The 19,992-nt window shown below is 68.3% G+C and carries 21 protein-coding genes; 9 read left to right on the top strand and 12 right to left on the bottom strand.

The genetic code is table 11. The annotated features are described in order from the left end of the window. Window positions 1-14 precede the first annotated feature (14 nt). Complete coding sequence (rocF, locus tag ADE01S_RS13550; RefSeq protein WP_062682219.1) at window positions 15-953, top strand: arginase; 939 nt, start codon at window positions 15-17, stop codon at window positions 951-953. A 35-nt stretch (window positions 954-988) separates the two neighbouring features. Here rocF and ADE01S_RS13555 read toward each other — a convergent pair whose 3' ends face one another. Further along, complete coding sequence (locus ADE01S_RS13555) at window positions 989-1,729, bottom strand: IclR family transcriptional regulator (RefSeq protein ID WP_062682220.1); 741 nt, start codon at window positions 1,727-1,729, stop codon at window positions 989-991. Between the two features lie 223 nt (window positions 1,730-1,952). Here ADE01S_RS13555 and ADE01S_RS13560 point away from each other — a divergent pair, with 223 nt between their 5' ends. Beyond that, window positions 1,953-3,161, top strand: coding sequence for an ABC transporter substrate-binding protein (locus ADE01S_RS13560; RefSeq protein ID WP_062682221.1), 1,209 nt, complete (start codon window positions 1,953-1,955; stop codon window positions 3,159-3,161). A 30-nt stretch (window positions 3,162-3,191) separates the two neighbouring features. Beyond that, complete coding sequence (locus ADE01S_RS13565; RefSeq protein ID WP_062682222.1) at window positions 3,192-4,250, top strand: alcohol dehydrogenase; 1,059 nt, start codon at window positions 3,192-3,194, stop codon at window positions 4,248-4,250. Between the two features lie 22 nt (window positions 4,251-4,272). On the opposite strand, the gene ADE01S_RS13570 is transcribed toward ADE01S_RS13565, so the two are convergent. Beyond that, on the bottom strand, window positions 4,273-4,845 hold the full coding sequence (locus ADE01S_RS13570; protein ID WP_082775789.1) for an RES family NAD+ phosphorylase: 573 nt from the start codon (window positions 4,843-4,845) through the stop codon (window positions 4,273-4,275). After that, window positions 4,842-5,327, bottom strand: coding sequence for a type II RES/Xre toxin-antitoxin system antitoxin (gene parS, locus ADE01S_RS13575; protein WP_062682223.1), 486 nt, complete (start codon window positions 5,325-5,327; stop codon window positions 4,842-4,844). The genes ADE01S_RS13570 and parS overlap by 4 nt, the downstream gene beginning before the upstream one ends. A 193-nt stretch (window positions 5,328-5,520) precedes the next feature. Here parS and ADE01S_RS13580 point away from each other — a divergent pair, with 193 nt between their 5' ends. Next, a complete protein-coding gene (locus ADE01S_RS13580; protein ID WP_062682224.1) occupies window positions 5,521-5,898 on the top strand; it encodes a DUF423 domain-containing protein in 378 nt (125 codons plus the stop codon). Between the two features lie 75 nt (window positions 5,899-5,973). Continuing rightward, window positions 5,974-6,888 (top strand): DMT family transporter, encoded by a 915-nt coding sequence (locus ADE01S_RS13585; RefSeq protein WP_062682225.1) that lies wholly within the window; start codon window positions 5,974-5,976, stop codon window positions 6,886-6,888. Between the two features lie 6 nt (window positions 6,889-6,894). On the opposite strand, the gene ADE01S_RS13590 is transcribed toward ADE01S_RS13585, so the two are convergent. After that, window positions 6,895-7,533, bottom strand: a complete 639-nt coding sequence (locus tag ADE01S_RS13590; RefSeq protein WP_062682316.1) for a glutathione S-transferase family protein — start codon at window positions 7,531-7,533, stop codon at window positions 6,895-6,897. Window positions 7,534-7,538: 5 nt separating this feature from the next. Continuing rightward, complete coding sequence (locus ADE01S_RS13595; RefSeq protein ID WP_062682226.1) at window positions 7,539-8,690, bottom strand: PQQ-dependent sugar dehydrogenase; 1,152 nt, start codon at window positions 8,688-8,690, stop codon at window positions 7,539-7,541. Window positions 8,691-8,831: 141 nt separating this feature from the next. Here ADE01S_RS13595 and ADE01S_RS13600 point away from each other — a divergent pair, with 141 nt between their 5' ends. After that, window positions 8,832-9,443 carry a glutathione S-transferase family protein gene (locus ADE01S_RS13600; protein ID WP_062682227.1) on the top strand — a complete coding sequence of 204 codons (612 nt, stop codon included), beginning with the start codon at window positions 8,832-8,834 and terminating at the stop codon, window positions 9,441-9,443. A 22-nt stretch (window positions 9,444-9,465) separates the two neighbouring features. Here the strand turns inward: ADE01S_RS13600 and ADE01S_RS13605 are convergent, their stop codons facing one another. Further along, window positions 9,466-10,422, bottom strand: a complete 957-nt coding sequence (locus tag ADE01S_RS13605; protein ID WP_062682228.1) for a LysR family transcriptional regulator — start codon at window positions 10,420-10,422, stop codon at window positions 9,466-9,468. Window positions 10,423-10,555: 133 nt separating this feature from the next. On the opposite strand from ADE01S_RS13605, the gene ADE01S_RS13610 reads away from it, so the two are divergent. The 3 genes from ADE01S_RS13610 to cuyB are packed head-to-tail and all read left to right on the top strand — an operon-like array spanning window position 10,556 to window position 13,747. Then, window positions 10,556-11,533, top strand: a complete 978-nt coding sequence (locus tag ADE01S_RS13610; RefSeq protein ID WP_062682229.1) for a Bug family tripartite tricarboxylate transporter substrate binding protein — start codon at window positions 10,556-10,558, stop codon at window positions 11,531-11,533. A 2-nt stretch (window positions 11,534-11,535) separates the two neighbouring features. Beyond that, a complete protein-coding gene (locus ADE01S_RS13615; protein WP_062682230.1) occupies window positions 11,536-13,002 on the top strand; it encodes an N-acyl-D-amino-acid deacylase family protein in 1,467 nt (488 codons plus the stop codon). Between the two features lies 1 nt (window position 13,003). Then, the gene (gene cuyB, locus ADE01S_RS13620) at window positions 13,004-13,747 is read left to right on the top strand and encodes a cysteate racemase (RefSeq protein WP_062682231.1); all 744 of its coding nucleotides are present in this window, start codon (window positions 13,004-13,006) and stop codon (window positions 13,745-13,747) included. Window positions 13,748-13,816: 69 nt separating this feature from the next. On the opposite strand, the gene ADE01S_RS13625 is transcribed toward cuyB, so the two are convergent. The 6 genes from ADE01S_RS13625 to ADE01S_RS13650 all read right to left on the bottom strand — a co-directional run bounded on the left by ADE01S_RS13625 (window position 13,817) and on the right by ADE01S_RS13650 (window position 19,991). Further along, window positions 13,817-14,518, bottom strand: coding sequence for an ABC transporter ATP-binding protein (locus ADE01S_RS13625; RefSeq protein ID WP_062682232.1), 702 nt, complete (start codon window positions 14,516-14,518; stop codon window positions 13,817-13,819). Next, complete coding sequence (gene livG / locus ADE01S_RS13630; protein ID WP_062682233.1) at window positions 14,518-15,285, bottom strand: high-affinity branched-chain amino acid ABC transporter ATP-binding protein LivG; 768 nt, start codon at window positions 15,283-15,285, stop codon at window positions 14,518-14,520. Before livG ends, ADE01S_RS13625 begins: the two co-directional genes overlap by 1 nt. Beyond that, entirely contained in the window at window positions 15,282-16,517 is a 1,236-nt protein-coding gene (locus ADE01S_RS13635) for a high-affinity branched-chain amino acid ABC transporter permease LivM (RefSeq protein ID WP_062682234.1), read from the bottom strand. The genes livG and ADE01S_RS13635 overlap by 4 nt, the downstream gene beginning before the upstream one ends. After that, entirely contained in the window at window positions 16,517-17,443 is a 927-nt protein-coding gene (gene livH, locus ADE01S_RS13640) for a high-affinity branched-chain amino acid ABC transporter permease LivH (RefSeq protein ID WP_062682235.1), read from the bottom strand. Before livH ends, ADE01S_RS13635 begins: the two co-directional genes overlap by 1 nt. 191 nt (window positions 17,444-17,634) lie before the next feature. Next, window positions 17,635-18,750 (bottom strand): high-affinity branched-chain amino acid ABC transporter substrate-binding protein, encoded by a 1,116-nt coding sequence (locus ADE01S_RS13645; protein WP_062682236.1) that lies wholly within the window; start codon window positions 18,748-18,750, stop codon window positions 17,635-17,637. A 335-nt stretch (window positions 18,751-19,085) separates the two neighbouring features. Beyond that, window positions 19,086-19,991, bottom strand: a complete 906-nt coding sequence (locus ADE01S_RS13650; RefSeq protein ID WP_062682237.1) for a LysR substrate-binding domain-containing protein — start codon at window positions 19,989-19,991, stop codon at window positions 19,086-19,088. Between the last annotated feature and the right edge of the window lies 1 nt (window position 19,992).

Consider the following 19,992-nt stretch of genomic DNA (forward strand, 5'->3'; position numbering starts at 1 on the left):
CCGGAGTCCGCAACTTGCACAACACTGCCAGCCTGCCCAACCGCATCACCCTCATCGGCGCGCCCACCGACATCGGCGCGGGCGCGCGCGGCGCCTCGATGGGGCCGGAAGCCTTGCGCGTGGCCGATCTCGGCCCCGTGATCGAGGCCCAGGGGTTCCAGGTCACCGACCGCGGCAACCTCTACGGCCCCGCCAATCCCTGGCAGCCGCCCGTGGACGGCTACCGCCACCTGGACGAAGTCGCGGCCTGGAACCGCGCGGTGCATGACGCCGTGCACGAGGAACTCAGCCAGGGCAATCTGCCCATCCTGCTCGGCGGCGACCACTGCCTGGGCATCGGCTCCATCAGCGCGGTGGCGCGCCATTGCCGCGCGGCGGGCAAGAAGCTGCGCGTGCTGTGGCTGGACGCGCACGCGGACTTCAACACCCATGCCCTGACCCCCACCGGCAACATCCACGGCATGCCCGTGGCCTGCCTTTGCGGCTACGGCCCGGCGCAGATCACCGGCCTGTCGGGCCAGACGCCCGACATCGAGCCCGGCTGGGTGCGGCAGATCGGCATCCGCAGCGTGGACCAGGGCGAGAAACGCCTGGTCCACGAAGCGGGTCTGGAAGTCTTCGATATGCGCTACCTGGACGAAATGGGCATGCGCGCCACCATGGAGGCCGCGCTGGCCGGACTCGATGCCGACACCCACCTGCACGTGAGTTTCGACGTGGACTTCCTGGATCCCGAGATCGCCCCCGGCGTGGGCACCACCGTGCCCGGCGGCCCCACCTACCGCGAAGCGCAGCTCTGCATGGAGATGATCGCCGACACGGGCCTGATGCGTTCGCTGGACGTGGTGGAACTGAACCCGGCCTTCGACGTGCGCAACAAGACGGCGGAGCTGGCGGTGGACCTGATAGAAAGCCTGTTCGGCAAGTCCACCCTGATGCGCCGCGGCGCCTAGGGCCTGTTGACACTAAAAGAAGCCTCGCACAGGCCCTAGCCCTCCCGTTCCTGCCGGATGGCGTCGGCCGCGGCCTGCAGGCCGAGCAAATGCGCTTCCCGGCGTTCCCGCAGGCGCGGCGTCGGCCCGGCCATGCACAGCGCGTACCATTCGCCGCCCAAGTCCAGCGCGACGGCCAGCCCGGTCAGGTCCGCCACGCTCTCGCCCACGTTCTCCGCCCAGCCCTGCTCCGCCACCCGCTCGACCTCGGCCAGCAAGGCCTCCCGGCTCGTCAGGGTGCGGTCCGTATAGCGCGTGTAATCCGCCTCGGCCAGCGCGCTGTCGCGCTCGGCCGGCGGCAGGCGCGCCAGGATGGCCTTGGCCACGGCGCTGGTGTGCAGGGGCCGGTGGGCGCCGGGCTTGGCGGTGTAGCGCACGGGCTGGGTGGCTTCCACCACGTCCACGTAAAGCACGTGGCCATCCTGGATCTTGCCCAGCATCACCGTCTCGTCGGCGGCGTCGCGCAAGGCGACCAGCCGCGGGCGCACCTGTTCCAGCCAGGGATCGCCCGTCAGGATCTGCGCGCTCAGGGCATGCAGTTTCGCCGTGGGGTAATAGCCCCCGCGACGGCGCACCTCGTATAGATAGCCGCGCGCCACCAGCGTGCGCACCAGCGCCAGGCAGCTGGACATCGGCGCGCCCAGGCCCTGCGCCAGTTCGGTCAGCGGCAGCGGCCGCCGCACCTGGGCGAACAGTTCGATCAGTTCCAGCGTCCGAGCGACGAGCTTGACTTCCATGGCACCCACCCCTGTCCGGATTCCCGGACCGGATCGCGCGATCGTCCTAGGTAATCCACCCTGTTGACTTTCCCTATATGTGAACATAAATTCTTGCACAGGAATTTCTATTCACCAACTAGAAATCTCTTTCAGCCGGCTGGAGAACTGGCGAGCAGGCAGATACACCGCGTCCTCACGAACACCGATAATTCGGCCCGCCCGCGGGCTGGGAGACAAGCAGATGCGTATCAAACCCCTGTTGGCGGCCCTGGCCGCCGTCCTGGCCGCCAACGCGGCCCATGCCCAATCCGACGTGGTGCGCCTGGGCGTATCCAACGACCGCTCGGGCATCTACTCCGACCTGGGCGGCCTGGGCTCCGAAATGGCCGTCCGCATGGCCGTCGAGGATTTCGGCGGCAAGGTCGCCGGCAAGACCGTGGAAGTGATCGGCGCGGACAACCAGAACAAGGCCGACGTGGCCTCGGCGCTGGTGCGCCGCTGGTTCGATACGCAGAACCTGGTGGCCGTGGTGGACGGCGGCGCCAGCTCGGCCGGCCTGGCCGCGCAAGGGGTCGCGCGCGAGAAAGGCGGCACCGCCCTGATCAGCGGCGGCTTCGCCGGCGACTTCAGCGGCAAGCAGTGCAGCCCGCTCAGCACCCAATGGGCGCCCGACACCTACGCGCTGGCCAACGCCGTGGTCAAGAGCGTGGTGGAAAGCGGCGGCAAATCCTGGTACTTCATCACCACCGACTACGTCTTCGGCAAATCGCTGGAAAGCAACGCCACCCGGTTCGTGCAGGGCGCGGGCGGCACCGTGCTGGGCAGCACGCGCCACCCGCTGGGCGCGATGGACTTCGCCTCCTTCCTGGTGCAGGCGCAATCCTCCAAGGCCAACGTGGTGGGCCTGGCCAGCGCCGGCGGCGACCTGGTCAACCTGATCAAGCAGGCGCAGGAGTTCGGCCTCACCGGCGGCAAGCAGCGCATGCTGACCTTCCTCACCTTCATCAACGACGTGCAGGCGATGGGCCTGCCGGTCGCGCAGGGCCTGACCTTCCCCACCGGCTTCTACTGGGACGCGGACGAGGACACCCGCGCCTGGACTCAGCGCTGGCAGAAGAAAATGGGCGTGACCCGGGCGCCGTCCATCGTGCAGGCCCTGAGCTACGTGGCCACCACGCATTACCTGCAGGCGGCCCAGGCGGCGGGCTCGTTCGAGGGCGCCGTCGTAAATCAGAAGATGCGCGAGTTGCCCATCACCACCAAACTGATCAAGAATGCGCGAGTACGTCCCGAAGACGGCCGCGTCATCATGGACCTGTATCTGGTCGAAGTGAAGAAACCCGCCGAATCCAGGTATTCCGGCGACTTCTACCGCATCCTGTCCACGGTGCCGGGCGAAAAGGTCTTCGTGTCCCTGGCGGACAGCGAATGCCCGTCCGTCAAGAAGTAATGCGAACGACACATCACAAGGAGACAACCCATGAAGTGCTATTGCGTCGTGAACTTCCGCGAGCCCCTGCAGGAAATGAACCCGCCCACGCCCACGCCGCAAGGGTCGCAGGTGCTGCTGAAGGTCCGCGCGGCTGGCGTTTGCCACAGCGATATCCACTTGTGGGAAGGCGGCTATGACCTCGGCCAGGGCCGCACCCTGTCCCTGAAGGACCGCGGCGTCTCGCTGCCCCTGACCATGGGCCACGAAACGGTCGGCGCCGTGGTGTCGGCCGGCCCGGACGCCCAGGGGCTGCCGGCCGACCGCAACTACCTCGTCTATCCGTGGATCGGCTGCGGCGATTGCCCGTCGTGCCGCGCCGGCATGGAGAACCATTGCTCCGCCCCGGCCTGCCTGGGCGTGCACCGCGCCGGCGGCTACGCCGACCACATCCTCGTGCCGCATCCGCGCTACCTGATCGACATCGGCGACCTGGACCCGGCGCAGATCGCGCCCTACGCCTGCTCCGGCCTCACCACCTATTCGGCGCTCAAGAAGATCGGCGCCGACATCTACCGTGAACATCCGGTGGTGATCTTCGGCGCGGGCGGGCTGGGCCTCATGAGCCTGACGCTGATCAAGGCGCTGGGCGGCGCCGGCGCCATCGTGGTCGACATCGACCCGGCCAAGCGCCAGGCCGCGCTGGAGGCCGGCGCGCTGGCGGCGATCGACGGCGCCGCGCCCGATGCCGCCCAGCAGATCATCAAGGCCGCCGGCGGCAAGCCCGCGCAGGCCGCGATCGACCTGGTCGGCGCACCCGCCACGACCTCGCTGGCCTTCGATTTCCTGACCAAGGGCGGCAAGCTGATCATCGTGGGCCTGTTCGGCGGCGCCTCGTCCTGGCCCATCGCGCTGATCCCCATGAAAGCCATGTCCATCATCGGCAGCTACGTGGGCAACCTGACCGAACTGCAGGAATTGATGGAACTGGTGCGCGCCGGCAAGGTGCCGCCCATTCCCGTGCACCGCCACGCCCTGGCCGAGGCCGACAGCGTGCTCGCTTCCCTGCGCGCGGGCAAGGTGGTGGGCCGGGCGGTCCTCACCGCCTGAACCGGCGCGCCGGCCGGCGCCCCTATCCCCCCTTCAGGCGCGGGTCGTAGACGAAACGCTCGCGCCTGACCACTTCGATGCGCGGCGCGTCGGGATGCGCGGGATTGATCATGAGGTTGCAGTCGGGCACTTCGCGGCATGCCACGATGGCGCTGGGCACCTGCAGCAGCGCCGACACCCCCGACGCCACCCAGTAGTCGCCCGCGCCCTGGGCCGCCTCGGCGAACGGCACCGCGTCCCAGAAGGGGTAATCCTCCTGCATCTGGTCCAGCGTCAGGATCTGCCTGGCGTCGTACACGGCGCGCGGCACCGACAGTTCGATGAGGTAGCGATTCGCCTGCTCGGAGGCCCGGGCCGCGAAATGCACCACCGTCTCCAGCACCGCCAGGGCCACGCAGGACGAGGTGTAGACCACCGGCGTGCCCGGGCTGTTGTAGCGGCCGCCCACCGCGGCCGCGCCGCCGCCGCTCAGGTCATCGGCCCGGTACTTGCCCGCCGTGGTGCCGATGCGCCACAGCGAAACGCGGTCCTCCGCCGTGCCGTCTTCTTGTTGCGCGCTGCCCGGTTCGCCCTTGGGGCGCCCCGACGGGCTCATGCGTAGACGCCGGCAGCCGCGCGCGCCAGCGTGTCTTCGACGATGCGGCTGCTGGCGTCCGACGTCAGCAGCGACAGCGGCTTGACGTTGCCCAGCGCCGGCACCGGCGTATTGAGCCATTGCACCGCGTCTTCCTCGCTGCCCAGCACCTGGCGCGCCACCCGCACGACCCGCGCCACGCGGGCCAGGCGATCGGATTCGCCCAGGGGCAGCATATGGCCCTCCCGCGTCCAGCGCGACAGCGAAGCCGCCTTGACCTCGGTGATCGCCATGATCTCCGACTTGGGCACTTGCAGGTAATCGGCGGCGTCATCGACCATCTGCGCCGGCAGGCCGCGCCGGACGTCGCGGGCCATGTCCATCAGCGGACTGTCGACCAGTCCGCGGAACAGCTGCTTGGCGCGCGCCGGCGCATGGCGAGGCGGCCGCTTGGCGGTGGCGCCGCGCTTGGCGGGGGATTTGTCGGCGATGGCAATGGTCATGGCAGGCTCCGGGAGGGCCGCGGCCCCAGGCCGCGGGTATTACCAAATTGAATTCATGATATCCCATTTGGAAATCCCCCGGCAAGGCCGGGGGCCCTGCGACCAGGAGCCGCTGCCGCGCAAAACCGACCCCGATTTGGGCCTATCATAGGCGGCTGTAACACGATTAATCAGACTCTTCCAAGGACAGGCAATGACGGACCGTCAGCTCACGATACTCGCGGCGTTGAATCTCATGGTGGCGGTGGGCGCCGGCGCTTTCGGCGCGCACGGGCTCAAGCGCATGATCACGCCCGAACTGCTGTCCGTCTGGCAGACCGGCGTGCTGTACCACCTGATCCATGCGCTGGGCCTGTTCGTGGTGGCGCTCCTGGGCGCCCGCTACGGTTCGCCGCTGCTGTCGGCGGCCGGCCTGGTGATGTTCGTCGGCATCGTGCTGTTTTCGGGCAGCCTGTATATCCTGTCGCTGACCGGCACGCATTGGCTGGGCGCCGTCACGCCCTTCGGCGGGGCCGCGTTCCTCGCCGCCTGGGCCATGGTGGCGCTGGCCGCCTACCGCGCCCAGGGCTAGCCGGCCGCCCGCCGGCCCCCCGCTTTTTTCCCTCACCCCCACGGCGGCAGGAACCGCCGCTTTCCCAGGCTGTAGATGTCCACCTCCACCGCATTGCCCGCCGCTCCCCAACACTCCGCCGCCGCAGGGATCGCCTGCGTGGTGGGCGGCATCTTTTTCCTGACCCTCAGCGACGCCAACGCCAAGTGGCTGGGGTCCAGCTACAACCCGCTGCAGATCCTGTTCCTGCGCGCCCTCATCGCGCTGCCCTTCGTCGCCACGCTGGCCTTCTGGCTGGGCGGACGGCGGGTGCTGCGCACCGCGCATCCCGGGCTGCACCTGATCCGCGGCGCCATCAACGTGGTGTCGGCCTATTGCTTCTACCTGGGCCTGCGCCTGCTGCCCCTGGCCGAAGCCACGGCCATCGCCTTCGCGGCCCCGCTGTTCGTGACCGCCCTGTCCGTGCTGATCCTGAAAGAGCGCGTGGACGCCAAACGCTGGCTGGCGGTGCTGGCGGGCTTCGCCGGCGTGCTGATCGTGGTGCGCCCCGGCACGGACGCGTTCCAGGCGGCCACGCTGCTGCCGCTGGTCACCGCCCTGCTCTACGCGGTCATGATGATCACCGCCCGCGGCATCGGCCGCGGCGAAGGCATGCTGACGACCACGCTCTACATCGTGCTGGGCCAACTGGTGTGCAGCGCGGTCGCCCTGCCCTGGGTCTGGGTCGCGCCCGCCCTGGACGACCTGCCGTACTTCGGCGCGGTGGCGTTGTTCAGCACCCTGGGGCTGGCGCTGATCACGCAGGGCTTTCGCATCGGCCCGGCCTCGGTGGTCGCGCCGTTCGACTACACCGGCCTGATCTGGGCCACGATCCTGGGCTGGATCTTCTGGCGCGAGGCGCCCGACGCGTACGCCTACCTGGGCGCGCTGTTCATCGCGGGCAGCGGCGTCTACATCGCCGTGCGCGAGTCGCGCGCCAAGACGAAGGGCCGCCGGCCCGGCAAGGGCTGAGGCGCGCTATTCGGTGGGCGGCGGGAAATTCCGCCGCAACACGCGCGCCACGTTGGGTTCCTGCGCCGCCTCCCGCGCCACCGCGCTCAAGGCCGGGCAGGTCGTATCGAACCACGCCGGCCCCGGGCGCCAGTGCGTCATCACGGTGACGTACAGGTCCAGCGCCGAAAACCGGCGGCCCAGCATATGCGGCGCCCCGGCCTGGCGCTCCAGTTCCTGCCACAGCTCGGCGCGCCGCGTATGCACCCGCTCGCGCAGCAGGTCGGCGGGAGCGCCGGCGGTGGTCCATTGCGGCGGATCGTCGCCATAGGTGAACGTGGGATAGATCGCGCCCACCAGGCGGATCAGCAGGTTCAGGAAGCGGGCCCGCTCCGGCTTGTCCGGCGGCGGCGCCAGCCCGGCCTGCGGCGCCACGTCATGCAGGTGCAGGATCATGGCCGCGCTTTCCGTCATGACCTCGCCGTCGGGCAGGACCAGCGTGGGCACCTGCCCCAGCGGGTTCAGTGCCAGCAGCCGGTCGCGTTCGGGACCGGGCTTCAGGTAGGGAATGTCGGTCAGCGTGTGCGGCACGTCGGCCAGCACCAGCGCCATTTCGACGATGGCGGATCCGCAGCCCGCGGAACCGATCAGCTCATACGGTTTCATGGCATTCACCCTCCCGAATCCGCCGGCGCCACCCGCAGCACTTCGCCGGGCGAGGCATCGGTCAACACGTAGACGTAGCCGTCGGGCCCCAGCCGCACGTCGCGGATGCGATTCTTGCGGTCGGCCAGCAGCCGCTCCTGCGCCACCACCCGATCGCCGTCCAGCGTCAGGCGGATCAGGTCCTGCGTGGCCAGCGCGCCGATGAAGACGGAATTGCGCCACGCCGGAAAGCGGTCGGCGTCGTAGAACGCCATGCCGCTGATGGCGGGCGACTTGGGCCACCAGTACAACGGCGGCTCCATGTCCGGCAGGGTCTCGCGCTTGGCCTCGGGGATGGGCAGGCCGGAATAATTGATGCCGTGCGTCTGCAAGGGCCAGCCATAGTTCTTGCCGGGCTGGATGAGGTTGATCTCGTCTCCGCCGCGCGGGCCGTGCTCGTTTTCCCAGAGCTCGCCCGACCAGGGGTTCAAGGCCATGCCTTGCGGATTGCGGTGCCCGTAGGACCAGATCTCCGGCCGCGCGCCGGCCCGGCCCACGAAGGGATTGTCGGGCGGCACGGTGCCGTCCGCATTGAGCCGCACCACCTTGCCTTGCAGCTTGCCCAGCTCCTGCGCGGTGGGGCGCTGATTGTTCTCGCCCAGCGAGATGTACAGGTAGCCCTTGCGGTCGAAGACCAGGCGCGACCCGTAGTGCAGGCCCGACGACAGCTTGGGCTCCTGCCGGAACAGCACGCGGAAGCCCTCCAGGGCCGAGCCGTCGCCGGACAGGCGCCCGCGCCCCACGGCGGTGCCGCTGCGCGAGCCGTCGGATTCGGCGTAGGACAGATAGACATAGCGGTCCGAGGCGAAGCCGGGCGAGAGCGCCACGTCGAGCAGGCCGCCCTGGCCCTGCGCAGCCACCTTGGGCACGCCGGACAGCGGCTTGGACAATCCGCCCGCCGCGCGCAGCAGGCGCAGGTTGCCGGAACGTTCGGTGATGAGCGCGTCGCCGCCGGGCAGGAAGGCCATCGCCCAGGGGTGGTCCAGCCCGCGGGCGACCACCGTGACGCGGGCCGCCGCCGAAGGGGGATCGGCCGCCCCGGCGGGCGGCGCGCAGGCCGCGGACAGCGTCAAGAGCAGGACGAAAGCGCGCGTGCTCGCGGCGAGGCGTGGCGGCATGGACATCTCCGGCGGCAACGGTTGGGTGGCGTCAGGACGGCCCGGCACGCCGGCATGCGACCCGCGGAAGGACGCGCGGGTGGCGTACCATATCGGCCAGGGACGGGGTCTCCCGTCCTTCCTCCCAGGAGCCTCCATCACATGAAACTGTACTACATGCCCGGCGCGTGCTCGCTCGCTTCCCACATCGTCCTCGAATGGATCGGCAAGCCCTACGAAACGCACAGGCTCAGCCGCGACGAGCTCAAGGCTCCCGAGTTCCTGAAGGTCAATCCGCTGGGCGCCGTGCCGGCGCTGTCCGACGGCGACTGGACGGTCACCCAGAACGCCGCCATCCTCGAATACCTGGCCGAGCAGGCGCCCGAATCCGGCCTGATGGGCGACGGCTCGGCGCGTTCGCGCGCCGACGTGCGCCGCTGGCTCGGCTTCATCAACTCCGACGTCCACAAGACCTTCTCCATGATCTTCGGCGCGCAGCGCTTCCTGGCCGAAGAAGGCGCGCAGAAGCAGCTGGCCGGCTCCGCCTCCAAGCTGCTGACCCGCCTGTTCGCGCAGCTCGACGCGCAACTGGCCGGCAAGTCCTACCTGACCGGCGACACGCCCACCATCGCCGACGCCTATCTCTACGTGGTGCTGCGCTGGGCGCACGCCAAGGAAGTGGACCTGTCGGGCCTGGACAACCTGGCCGCCTTCTTCAAGCGCATGGAAGCCGACCGCGCCGTGCAATCCGCCCTGGCCGCCGAAGGCCTGTAATCGGCAACCCGCGAGGCCGGTCTCAGGCCTCGCCGGACGCCGCCGCCAGGCCCTCCTCCAGCGTCTTTTTCACCGCCGCCAGGAAGCGCCGCGCCAGCAGCGGCGGCGCGCTCAGGTTCGAGTGCGTGGCCCAGATCTCCACGAACACCGGCGGCGATATCGGCCGCAGCGCCATGTGCGCGGCCTGGTCGGGCGCGACGCACCAGGCGTCCACCAGCGCCGGCCCCAGCCCCTGCTGCACGAAGGAACAGGCGGTCACGGGCGAATGCACCTCGACCGCCGCCGGACAGGCCGCCCGGTCGCCGAAGAACAGCTTGAGCGCGCGGCCCAGCGGCGTGTCCTGCGGATAGCCGATCCACGCGGCCGTCGAAAAATCCTCCGGCCGCACCACGTCGCGGGCGGCCAGCGGATGCGCGGCGGGCAGCACGCAGACCACGGGCACGCGCGCCAGCCGCAGCGAGGTCAGGTTGGGATGATCCGGCGGCTGCATCGAGATGCCGATGTCGGCCTGGCCCGAGAGGAAATACGCGGCCAGCTCGTCGAAGGTCACGCTGCGGTAATCCACGCGCGCGTTCGCGTTGCGGCTGCGGAAGCGGTCCAGCGCCATCGGGACCAGGCGCTGGCCGAAGCTGGCGCTGGCGACGATCTTCAACATGCCCGCGCCCGATTGCGCCAGGCTGGCGGCCAGGTCGTTGACCCGCTGAATGCCGCCGTACACCTGCTCCACCTCGGCATACAGGCGCCGCGCCTCGGCCGTGGGCGACAGCCGGCTCTTGACCCGCTCGAACAGCCGGTAGCCCAGGCGGCTCTCGGTCAGCGCGAGCACGCGGCTGACGGCGGGCTGCGAGACGTGCAGCATCCGCCCGGCGCCGCTGATCGAGCCGGACATCATGATGGCCCGGAAAACCTCGATCTGCCTCAGGTTCAACGGCCGTCCGGCAGTTGGCCCGACCTCGTCCGCGTAGGCGTCCGCATCCATTTTTTCCCCTGTGCCAATCACGCCGAATCGATAACGCCTGATTATAGGTTTTCGACATTTTTCGATGACGGGCGCGTGCGGACCCGGGTGTAACCTGCCGGCGTCAACCACAATAGAACCAGGGGAATCCATCATGCGCAACCACCTTTTCCGCGGCCTTTCCGCGCTGGCGCTCGGCGCCGCGCTGTCGGCCACCGCCGTCGCTGGCGCCTATCCCGACAAGCCCATCACCTTCGTCGTGCCTTCGGCCGCCGGCGGTTCGCCCGACGTGCTGTCGCGCCTGATCACGACCCAGCTGGCCCGCGACACCGGCGCCACCCTGGTGGTCGAGAACCGCCCCGGCGCGGCCGGCAACATCGGCATCGCGCTGGTAAAACGCGCCGCCGCCGACGGCTACACCGTGGGCTACGGCAACATCAACACCCTGGCCGTGAACCGCTCGCTGTTCAAGCGCCTGCCCTACGACGTGGACCAGGACCTCACGCCCGTGGCCCATCTGTTCGACTTGTACAACGCGCTGATCGTGCCGGCCGACTCGCCCATCAAGAGCGTGCAGGACCTGATCGACCGCGCCCGCAAGGAACCCGGCCGCCTCTCCTACGGCGCCTCGGGCGTGGGCACCACCGGCCACATGGGCGGCGAGCTCTTCAAGAGCATGGCCAAGGTCGACGTGATGTTCATCCCGTACAACGGCGGCCCGGCCGCGATCCAGGACCTGCTCGGCGGGCGCCTGGACTACCTGTTCGTGAACACCTCCGAGGCCGCGCCCCTGGTCACCAGCGGCAAGGTCCGCGCCATCGGCGTCAGCAGCCTGAAGCGCCTGCCGCTGATGCCTGACGTGCCGACGCTGGACGAGGCCGGCGTGAAGGGCTACGAGACCGTCTCCTGGGGCGGCGTGGTCGCGCCCAAGGGCACGCCCGACGACGTGGTGGCCACGCTGAACGCCGCCATCCAGAAGGCGCTGCAGGCCCCCGACGTGCGCGCCGGCCTGGCCACGCTGGGCGCCGAACCCGCCAGCGGCTCGCCGGCGCAGTTCAAGCAGCTGATCGACCGCGAAACCGCCAAGTGGCGCCAAATCATCGAATCCGCCGGCATCGAGAAGCTCGACTGAACATGACCGCATCCCCCCTGCAGGCAGACTTCATCGTGGCGGGCGCCACGCTCATCGACGGATCGGGCGGCCCCGCAATCCAGGGCGACCTGGCCGTGCGGGACGGACGCATCGCGGCCGTGGGCGCTTTCGAGCACCCCGCCGGGGTACCCGTGATCGACGGCCGGGGCCGAGTCCTGGCGCCCGGCTTCATCGACTCCCACACCCACGACGACGGCTACCTGCTGGCGCATCCGGACATGCTGCCCAAGGTATCGCAGGGCATCACCACGGTCGTTACCGGCAACTGCGGGATCAGCCTGGCGCCGCTGGCGCGCACGGAGATCCCGCAGCCGCTGGACCTGCTGGGCCCGGCCGCGCTGTTTCGCTACGGCACCTTCCGCGCGTGGATGGACGCCTTGCGCGCCACGCCGGCGGCCGTCAACGTGGCGCCCCTGGTGGGCCACACCACGCTGCGCGTCGCCGTCATGGACGACACCTCGCGCGCCGCCGACGAAGGCGAGCGCGCGGCCATGCGCGAACTGTTGCAGGAAGCGCTGGACGCGGGCGCCTTCGGCGTTTCCACCGGCACCTTCTACCCGCCGGCCAGCGCCGCGCCCACCGACGAGATCATCGAGGTCTGCGCGCCGCTGCGCGGACGCCCCGGCATCTACGCCACCCATCTGCGCGACGAGGCGGACCACATCGTCCCGGCCATGGAGGAAGCGCTGCTGATCGGCCGCGAACTCGGCTGCCGCGTCGTGTTTTCGCACCACAAGCTGGCCGGCGAGCGCAATCACGGGCGCAGCCGCGAGACCCTGGACCTGATCAGCCGGGCCGCCGCCACGCAGCCCGTGTGCCTGGACTGCCACCCCTATCCCGCCACCTCCACGATGCTGCGGCTGGACCGGGCCCGGCTGGCCAGCCGCACGATGATCACCTGGTCCAAGGGCTATCCGGCCGCCACCGGCCGCGACTTCAGCGACGTCATGGCCGAACTGGGGCTGGACGACGAGGCCGCGCTCGCGCGTCTCGCGCCCGCCGGGGCCATCTACTTCCTGATGGATCCCGCCGACGTCGGGCGCATCTTCGCGCACCCGTTGACGATGGTGGGGTCCGACGGCCTGCCCTTCGACCCGCATCCGCACCCCCGCCAATGGGGCACCTTCACCCACGTGCTGCGCGCCATGGTGCGCGAGCAGCGGCTGCTGTCCCTGGAGGCCGCCATCCACAAAATGACCGGGCTGGCGGCCGACCAATACGGCATCGCCGGGCGCGGCAGGCTGCGCGAGGGGTATCATGCTGACTTGGTGCTGTTCGATCCCGCCACCGTCACCGACGTGGCCACTTTTTCAGCGCCCATTCAGGCGAGCCGGGGCATCCACGCGGTGTGGGTCAACGGCAAGCGGGTCTGGGACGGGGAACGAACCGGCGCCGAACGCCCGGGCCAGGTTCTGGCGCCCGGGGCGGCATTACCTCGGAGTGAATAACGTGAATACCTATTCCCAGGGCTGTTACCTGGGTGTATTGGGCGGCATGGGACCCATGGCCGGCGCGGCCTTTGCCCTACGCCTGGCGGCGCTGACGCCCGCCGATGTCGATCAGCAGCACATCCCCACCCTGCTGCGCAACGATCCCCGCATTCCCGACCGCTCCAGCGCCTACATGGCCGGCGGCGAGAATCCCCTGCCCCACATGGTCGACGGCGTGCGCTTCCTGGAGCAGGCCGGCGCGCAGCTGATCGCCATCCCCTGCAATACGGCGCATCTCTGGTACGAGCAGATCGCCGCCGCCACGCGGCTACCGGTGCTGCACATCATCCAGGCCGTCATCGAGGACCTGCGGCGCCTGGGCCTGCCCAAGGGCCGCATCGGCCTGATGGGCACGGCCGCCACGCTCAAGCTCGGCCTCTATCAGCGGCATCTGGAGGCGGAGGGCTACGAGTGCATCGTGCCCGACGACGACGAAGTCGAGCGCTACTGCATGGGCTCGATCCGCGCCGTGAAGGGCAACCTGCTCGAAGACGCCTTCGCGCCGGCCGCCGAGTGCATCGCCCGCCTGCGCGCGCGCGGCGCCGACGCGGTGGTGCTGGGCTGCACCGAACTGCCGCTCGCCGTGCCGCACGCGCTGCGTCCCAGCCTGGGCGTGACGCTGACGGACTCCATCGACGCGCTGGCCCGCGCCGCGATCGCCCACTACCAGGCCGACCAGCCCAAGCAGAAGATCGCGGCCTGAGCCCCGCCCCGAGGCGAAAAAAAAGCGCATCTTGCGATGCGCCCGAATCTCCCTTCGCGGGGATACCGGTCAACCGCCCAGGTACGCCTTGCGCACCTGGTCGTTGACCAGCAGGTTGGCGCCGGTATCCTGCAGCACGACGCGGCCGTTTTCCAGCACGTAGCCGCGGTCGGCCACGCCGAGCGCCTTGTTCGCATTCTGCTCTACCAGGAACACCGTCACGCCCTGTTCGCGGATCTCGCGGATGATGTCGAAGATCTGCGCGATCACCAGCGGGGCCAGGCCCAGCGTGGGCTCATCCAGCAGGAGCAGGCGCGGACGCGTCATCAGGGCGCGGCCGATGGCCAGCATCTGCTGCTCGCCGCCCGACATCAGGCCGGCGCGCTGGCTGGCGCGTTCCTTCAGGCGCGGGAACAGGCCGTAGACGTGGTCGATGCCCGCCTGGATCTCCTCGCGCTTGGCGAAGAAGCCGCCCATCATCAGGTTCTCGGCCACCGTCAGGTCCTTGAAGACCCGCCGCCCTTCGGGCGAAATGGCGATGCCGCTGCGCATGATGTGGTGCGTGTCCTTGTGGGTGATGTCCTCGCCCTCGAAGGAGATGCGGCCTTCCCGCGCTCTCGGGTTTCCGCAGACCGTCATCAGCAGGGTCGTCTTGCCCGCGCCGTTGGCGCCGATGAGCGTGACGATCTCGCCCTTGTTGACTTCCACCGACACCCCGTTGAGCGCCTGGATGGCGCCGTAGTAGGTATGTATGTTTTCCAGCTTAAGCATCATTCCTCCCCGAGGTACGCCTTGATGACGCGCTCGTCGTTGCGCACCTGCTCGGGGGTGCCGGTAGTGATGGGCTTGCCGTGCTCCATGACGAGGATGCGGTCGGAAATGCCCATGATCAGGCTCATGTCGTGCTCGATCAGCAGGACCGCGACGCCGAACTCGCGGCGCAGCTGGTCGATCAGCGATTGCAGGTCGCGCTTTTCCTGGGGGTTCAGGCCGGCGGCCGGCTCGTCCAGCATCAGCAGGCGCGGCTTGGTGATCATGCAGCGCGCGATCTCCAGGCGGCGCTGGTGGCCGTAGGCCAGGTTGCCGGCCTCGCGGTTGGCGAACTCGCGCAGCCCCATGAAATCCAGCCATTGGGCCGCGCGCGACAGCGCGTCGGCTTCCGACTGGCGGTAGGACTTGAGCTTGAGCAGCCCCGGCAACAGCCGCGACTCCACCTGGGTGTGCTGGGCGACCAGCAGGTTCTCCAGCACGGTCAGCTGCTTGAACAGCCGCACGTTCTGGAACGTGCGCACCAGGCCGTGGCGCGCCACCTTGTGGCTGGGCAGGCCGGTGATGGCCTTGCCGTCCATGGTGATCTCGCCCGCGGTCGGCGAGTAGAACCCGCCCACGCAGTTGAACACGGTGGTCTTGCCCGCCCCGTTGGGGCCGATGATGGCGAATACCTCGTCGGATTTGACTTCGAACGCCACGCTGTCCACGGCCAGCAGGCCGCCGAACCGCATGGTGAGCCCGGATACTTTCAGCAATGCCTCGCTCATTTGGCCAGCTCCACGTGGGGACGCTTCATGGGCAACAACCCCTGCGGACGCCACATCATCATCAACACCATCACCAGGCCGAACATCAGCATGCGGTACTCGGCGAACTCGCGCGCCACTTCGGGCAGCACCGTGAGCAACACGGCCGCCAGGATCACGCCCACCTGCGAACCCATGCCGCCCAGCACCACGATGGCCAGGATCAGCGCGGACTCGATGAAGGTGAAAGACTCCGGGTTCACCATGCCCTGGCGCGCGGCGAAGAACGCGCCGCCGAAGCCGGCGAACATGGCGCCCAGCGTGAACGCGGACAGCTTGATGCGCGTGGGGTTCAGGCCCAGCGAGCGGCACGCGATCTCGTCCTCGCGCAGCGCCTCCCAGGCGCGGCCGACCGGCATGCGGATCAGGCGCGTCGACACGAACAGCGTCACCAGCGCCAGCAGCAAGGCCATCAGGTACAGATAGACCACCATGTGCTGGTTCTGGAACGTCCACCCCATGAAGTCGTGGAAGGTCGTGCCGCCTTCGGTGCTGGCGCGGCGCGTCATTTCCATGCCGAAGACCGTCGGCTTGGGAATGCCGGAGATCCCGTCGGGGCCGCCCGTCAGGGTGTTCAGGTTGATGAGCAGCAGGCGGATCATTTCGCCGAAGCCCAGCGTCACGATGGCGAGGTAATCGCCGCGCAGCCGCAAGACGGGAAAGCCCAGGATGAAGCCGAACAGCGCGGCCATGGCGCCCGAGAAAGGCAGCGCCTCCCAGAAGCTCCAGCCGCCCCAGTGGTACAGCAAGGCGTAGGTATAGGCGCCCACGGCATAGAAGCCGACGAAGCCCAGGTCCAGCAGGCCGGCGAAGCCCACGACGATGTTCAGGCCCAGGCCCAGCATCACGTAGATCAGCACCAGCGTGGCGATGTCGACCGAACTGCGGCCGGCGAAGAACGGCCAGATCACCGCGATCGCCAGGAGCAGCAGCGCCAGCGGCTTGTGGGTCCTGGCCGGCGCGGCCGGCAAGGTGGGCAGGCCGGTCTTCAGCTTCTGGAACGGTTTGGCGATCCAGGGCCGCAGCAGCTGGAACACGAACACCACCGCGGCGGCGATCGCCACCAGCGACCAGTGCGCCTCCATGCTGGTGCGCGCGCCCTGGCGGATCAGTTGCAGGCCGAATACCGGCGTGACGATGACCGCCGTCAGCACGGCCGCCATCGTGGCGTTTTTCAGGTTGTTGTTCGACATCAGACTTTTTCCACCTCAGGTTTGCCCAACAGCCCGGTGGGACGGAACAGCAGGATCAGGATCAGCAGCGAGAACGCCACGATGTCCTTGTACTGCGAGGAGATGTACGCGGCCGCGAAGGTCTCGGCCAGCCCCAGCAGCACGCCGCCGAGCATGGCGCCCGGGATGCTGCCGATGCCGCCCAGCACCGCCGCCGTGAAAGCCTTGATGCCGGCCAGGAAGCCGATGAACGGATTGAGCTTGCCGATGGTGATGGCGATCAGCACGCCGCCCACCGCCGCCAGGATCGCGCCCATCACGAACGTGAACGAGATCACGCGGTTGGTGTCGATGCCCAGCAGGTTGGCCATGTGCATGTCCTGCGAGCAGGCGCGCGAGGCGCGGCCCATGCGGGAATACTTGATGAACAGCGTCAGCGCGATCATCAGGGCCACCGTGACCAGGATGATCATGATGCGCGAGTACGGCACCGTGACGTCGAAGTCGGATCCCATGTGGAAGGTCCAGGCGCCCGATACCAGCGAAGGCACCGCCATGTCGCGCGCGCCCTGGCCCAGGGCCACCCAGTTCTGCAGGAAGATCGACATCCCGATGGCCGAGATCAGGGCCACCAGGCGAGGACTGCCCCGCACCGGGCGGTAGGCGACGCGTTCGACGGAAAAGCCGTAGATGCCCGTGACGACGATGGCCACGACCAGCATCGCCGCGATGACGAACGGCATGGGCAGGCCGCTATTGGTGCCTATCGCGGTCAGGGTGACCAGGCCGACGTAGGCGCCGATCATATAGATTTCGCCGTGGGCGAAGTTGATCATACCGATGATGCCGTAGACCATTGTGTAGCCGATGGCGATCAACGCATAGATCGCGCCCAGAGACAATCCGTTGAAGAATTGCTGGGTAAGTTGGGGTATGAGGTCAGACATTATTTCTCTTGCTCCAAATAGTTCCGGCTCCGGTAGAGAGACCCGGAGCCGGAAACCTGGGCGTATTTTATAAGGGCCTGTCACCGCCCCCTGCCCGCCGCTCGGCGCTTTTGGCGCATCGCTGGGCGGCTTGCGGCAGGATTGGGACGACAGGCCCTACCCGCCGGCGAGCCGCCGGCGGGATCGCGAGTTTACAGCTGGGTCTTCTTGCCGTTCTTATCCCACTTGTAGACCGCGAACTCGAAGTCCTTCAGATCGCCCTTGGCGTCGTATTCGACCTTGCCGATCCCCGTGTTGAAGGTGGTCTTGTGCATGTAGTCGGCCACCTTGGCGGGATCTTCGCCCACCGCGTTGATGCTGTCGGCCAGGATCTGCACGGCGGCGTACGCCGGCATCTGGAAGGCGCCGTCCGGATCGCGCTTGGCGTCCTTGAACGCCTTCACGATGCCTTCGTTGCCGGGCAGCTTGGTGAAGTCGGCGGGCAGCGTGACCAGCAGGCCTTCGATGGCCGGGCCGGCGATCGCCACCAGGTCCTGGTTGGCCGTGCCTTCCGGACCCATGAACTGAACCTTCAGGCCCTGTTCGCGCGACTGGCGCAGCAGCAGGCCGAGTTCGGGGTGGTAGCCGCCGAAGTAGACCAGGTCCACGCCGGCCGACTTCAGCTTGGTAATGATGGCCGAGTAGTCGCTGTCGCCGACGTTGATGCCTTCGAACATCGCCACGTTCACGCCGTCCTTGGCCAGCGTGTCCTTGACCTGGGTGGCCACGCCCGAGCCGTAGGTCTGCTTGTCGTGCAGCACGGCGACCTTCTTGGGCTTGAGCGTCTTGGCGATGTAGTTGGCGGCGTACGGGCCTTGCTGGTCGTCGCGGCCGATGGTGCGGAAGAAGAAGTGCGGCTTGATCGTGTCGGTCACCAGCGGCGAGGTGGCGCCCGGGGTGATGCCGACGATGCCCTCTTCCTCGTAGACCTTGACGGCGGCCACGGTCACGCCCGAGCACGCATGGGCCACGGCGAACTTGGCGCCGGAGTTGACCACGCGGTTGGCGGCGGGCACGGCCTGCTTGGGCTCGCAGCCGTCGTCGATGAGGATGGGTTCGAGCTTCTTGCCCTTGACCCCGCCCTTGGCGTTGATGGTCTCGATGGCGGTCAGCGCGCCGGCCTGGATCTGGTCGCCGTACTGCGTGTTGGGACCGGTCATGGGCTGGGGAATGCCGATTTTGATCGTGTCGGCTGCGTGCACGGCGCCGGCCAGGGCAAGCGCCCCAAGCGCGACGGCTACCGGGGTAAGACGATGCAGAAACTTCATGCGGAGTTCTCCAGCGAGGTTTTGAGCGGCTCTGTTCGACGCGGCTTAACGGGTGGGTATCCCGTCATCCGTATCGCCCGTCGCCGGCTTCTTGGGCAAAAATACGGTGTGGCCGGTATTCTGGAAGCAAGGCGCCATACTGTCACTGCGTGTAATCCCCAATATTTTGGAGGGCGTCTTTAATCGTGACGGATTATGCCCGCAAGCCCGTGAAATCGCTGGAGAATTCGCAAATAAACCTTAATAAAACGCTGGCGCGCCGCTGGAACTTGTGCTTGTTTTATTAAATGCGCGTTGATTAATACGCCGTTTAAAAACGCATTTAAATACAGTACTTACGCAGGGCTTACGGATAATGCGGCCGGGCCCATCGCGCGCCTGCGCAACAGCGCCACGAACGCGCGGCAGGCGCGGCTCTGCGGCGCCGCATTATCGAACAGCAGGCCGGGCGTGCGCATCGGCGTCGGGCTCTCCATGGGGATCATGCGCAGCCCGGGGTCCGGCGCGATCGCGCTGGCGGCGGCGATGGCCCCCACGTTCATGCGCGCCACCATGCCCAGCATGGCGGCGATGGTATTCATCTCGGCGATCACCTCGGGCGCCGCGCCCGCCGCCTGGAAGCACTCGTCCAGCATCCGGCGCGTGGAGAAGCCGGCCGGCAGCATCACCAACGGTTCGCGATGCAGTTCGATCATGCGGATGCGCCGACGGTCCGCCAGCGGATGGCGGGCCGACACCACCAGCACCAGCTCCTCGTTGAACAGCGGCTCGAACCGCAGCTCGCTGGGGCCTTCGGGCCGGTATGCCACGCCGATGTCGAGCCGGCCGGCCTCCAGTTGCTGGGCGATGGCGTCGGCCGGCAGTTCTTCGATCAGGACTTTCACCCCGGGGCTGCGTTGCAGCAACTGCGCCACGCAATCGGGAATGAAGTTCAGGTTGAAGGTGTGGGTGGTGCCGACCCGGACCTGGCCGGTCACCAGCGCGACGTCCTGCTTGATCGCGCCCAGCCCCTGGTCGATCTCCTTCAACGCGCGCTGGGCGTAGGCCAGGAAGGTCTCTCCCGCCTCCGTCATCACCACGCGCTTGCCGATCCGCTCGAACAGGCGCTGCCCGATCTCGTCTTCCAGCTGCCGTATCTGGTGGGACAGGGTCGACTGCGTGACGTGCACCCGCTCGGCCGCGCGCGTGAAATTGAGCGAGCCGGACAGCGCGATGAAGTACCTGAGATGCCGCAGTTCCATG

Source organism: Achromobacter denitrificans NBRC 15125 (assembly GCF_001571365.1).
GTDB classification, from domain to species: Bacteria; Pseudomonadota; Gammaproteobacteria; order Burkholderiales; family Burkholderiaceae_B; genus Achromobacter; species Achromobacter denitrificans.

What these genes read in the sequence shown, in the direction of transcription:
- ADE01S_RS13555 (WP_062682220.1), bottom strand. Translation starts at nt 1,729, where the DNA reads ATGGAAGTCAAGCTCGTCGCTCGGACGCTGGAACTGATCGAACTGTTC.
- ADE01S_RS13560 (WP_062682221.1), top strand. Translation starts at nt 1,953, where the DNA reads ATGCGTATCAAACCCCTGTTGGCGGCCCTGGCCGCCGTCCTGGCCGCC.
- ADE01S_RS13565 (WP_062682222.1), top strand. Translation starts at nt 3,192, where the DNA reads ATGAAGTGCTATTGCGTCGTGAACTTCCGCGAGCCCCTGCAGGAAATG.
- ADE01S_RS13570 (WP_082775789.1), bottom strand. Translation starts at nt 4,845, where the DNA reads ATGAGCCCGTCGGGGCGCCCCAAGGGCGAACCGGGCAGCGCGCAACAA.
- parS (WP_062682223.1), bottom strand. Translation starts at nt 5,327, where the DNA reads ATGACCATTGCCATCGCCGACAAATCCCCCGCCAAGCGCGGCGCCACC.
- ADE01S_RS13580 (WP_062682224.1), top strand. Translation starts at nt 5,521, where the DNA reads ATGACGGACCGTCAGCTCACGATACTCGCGGCGTTGAATCTCATGGTG.
- ADE01S_RS13585 (WP_062682225.1), top strand. Translation starts at nt 5,974, where the DNA reads ATGTCCACCTCCACCGCATTGCCCGCCGCTCCCCAACACTCCGCCGCC.
- ADE01S_RS13590 (WP_062682316.1), bottom strand. Translation starts at nt 7,533, where the DNA reads ATGAAACCGTATGAGCTGATCGGTTCCGCGGGCTGCGGATCCGCCATC.
- ADE01S_RS13595 (WP_062682226.1), bottom strand. Translation starts at nt 8,690, where the DNA reads ATGCCGCCACGCCTCGCCGCGAGCACGCGCGCTTTCGTCCTGCTCTTG.
- ADE01S_RS13600 (WP_062682227.1), top strand. Translation starts at nt 8,832, where the DNA reads ATGAAACTGTACTACATGCCCGGCGCGTGCTCGCTCGCTTCCCACATC.
- ADE01S_RS13605 (WP_062682228.1), bottom strand. Translation starts at nt 10,422, where the DNA reads ATGGATGCGGACGCCTACGCGGACGAGGTCGGGCCAACTGCCGGACGG.
- ADE01S_RS13610 (WP_062682229.1), top strand. Translation starts at nt 10,556, where the DNA reads ATGCGCAACCACCTTTTCCGCGGCCTTTCCGCGCTGGCGCTCGGCGCC.
- ADE01S_RS13615 (WP_062682230.1), top strand. Translation starts at nt 11,536, where the DNA reads ATGACCGCATCCCCCCTGCAGGCAGACTTCATCGTGGCGGGCGCCACG.
- ADE01S_RS13625 (WP_062682232.1), bottom strand. Translation starts at nt 14,518, where the DNA reads ATGCTTAAGCTGGAAAACATACATACCTACTACGGCGCCATCCAGGCG.
- livG (WP_062682233.1), bottom strand. Translation starts at nt 15,285, where the DNA reads ATGAGCGAGGCATTGCTGAAAGTATCCGGGCTCACCATGCGGTTCGGC.
- ADE01S_RS13635 (WP_062682234.1), bottom strand. Translation starts at nt 16,517, where the DNA reads ATGTCGAACAACAACCTGAAAAACGCCACGATGGCGGCCGTGCTGACG.
- livH (WP_062682235.1), bottom strand. Translation starts at nt 17,443, where the DNA reads ATGTCTGACCTCATACCCCAACTTACCCAGCAATTCTTCAACGGATTG.
- ADE01S_RS13645 (WP_062682236.1), bottom strand. Translation starts at nt 18,750, where the DNA reads ATGAAGTTTCTGCATCGTCTTACCCCGGTAGCCGTCGCGCTTGGGGCG.
- ADE01S_RS13650 (WP_062682237.1), bottom strand. Translation starts at nt 19,991, where the DNA reads ATGGAACTGCGGCATCTCAGGTACTTCATCGCGCTGTCCGGCTCGCTC.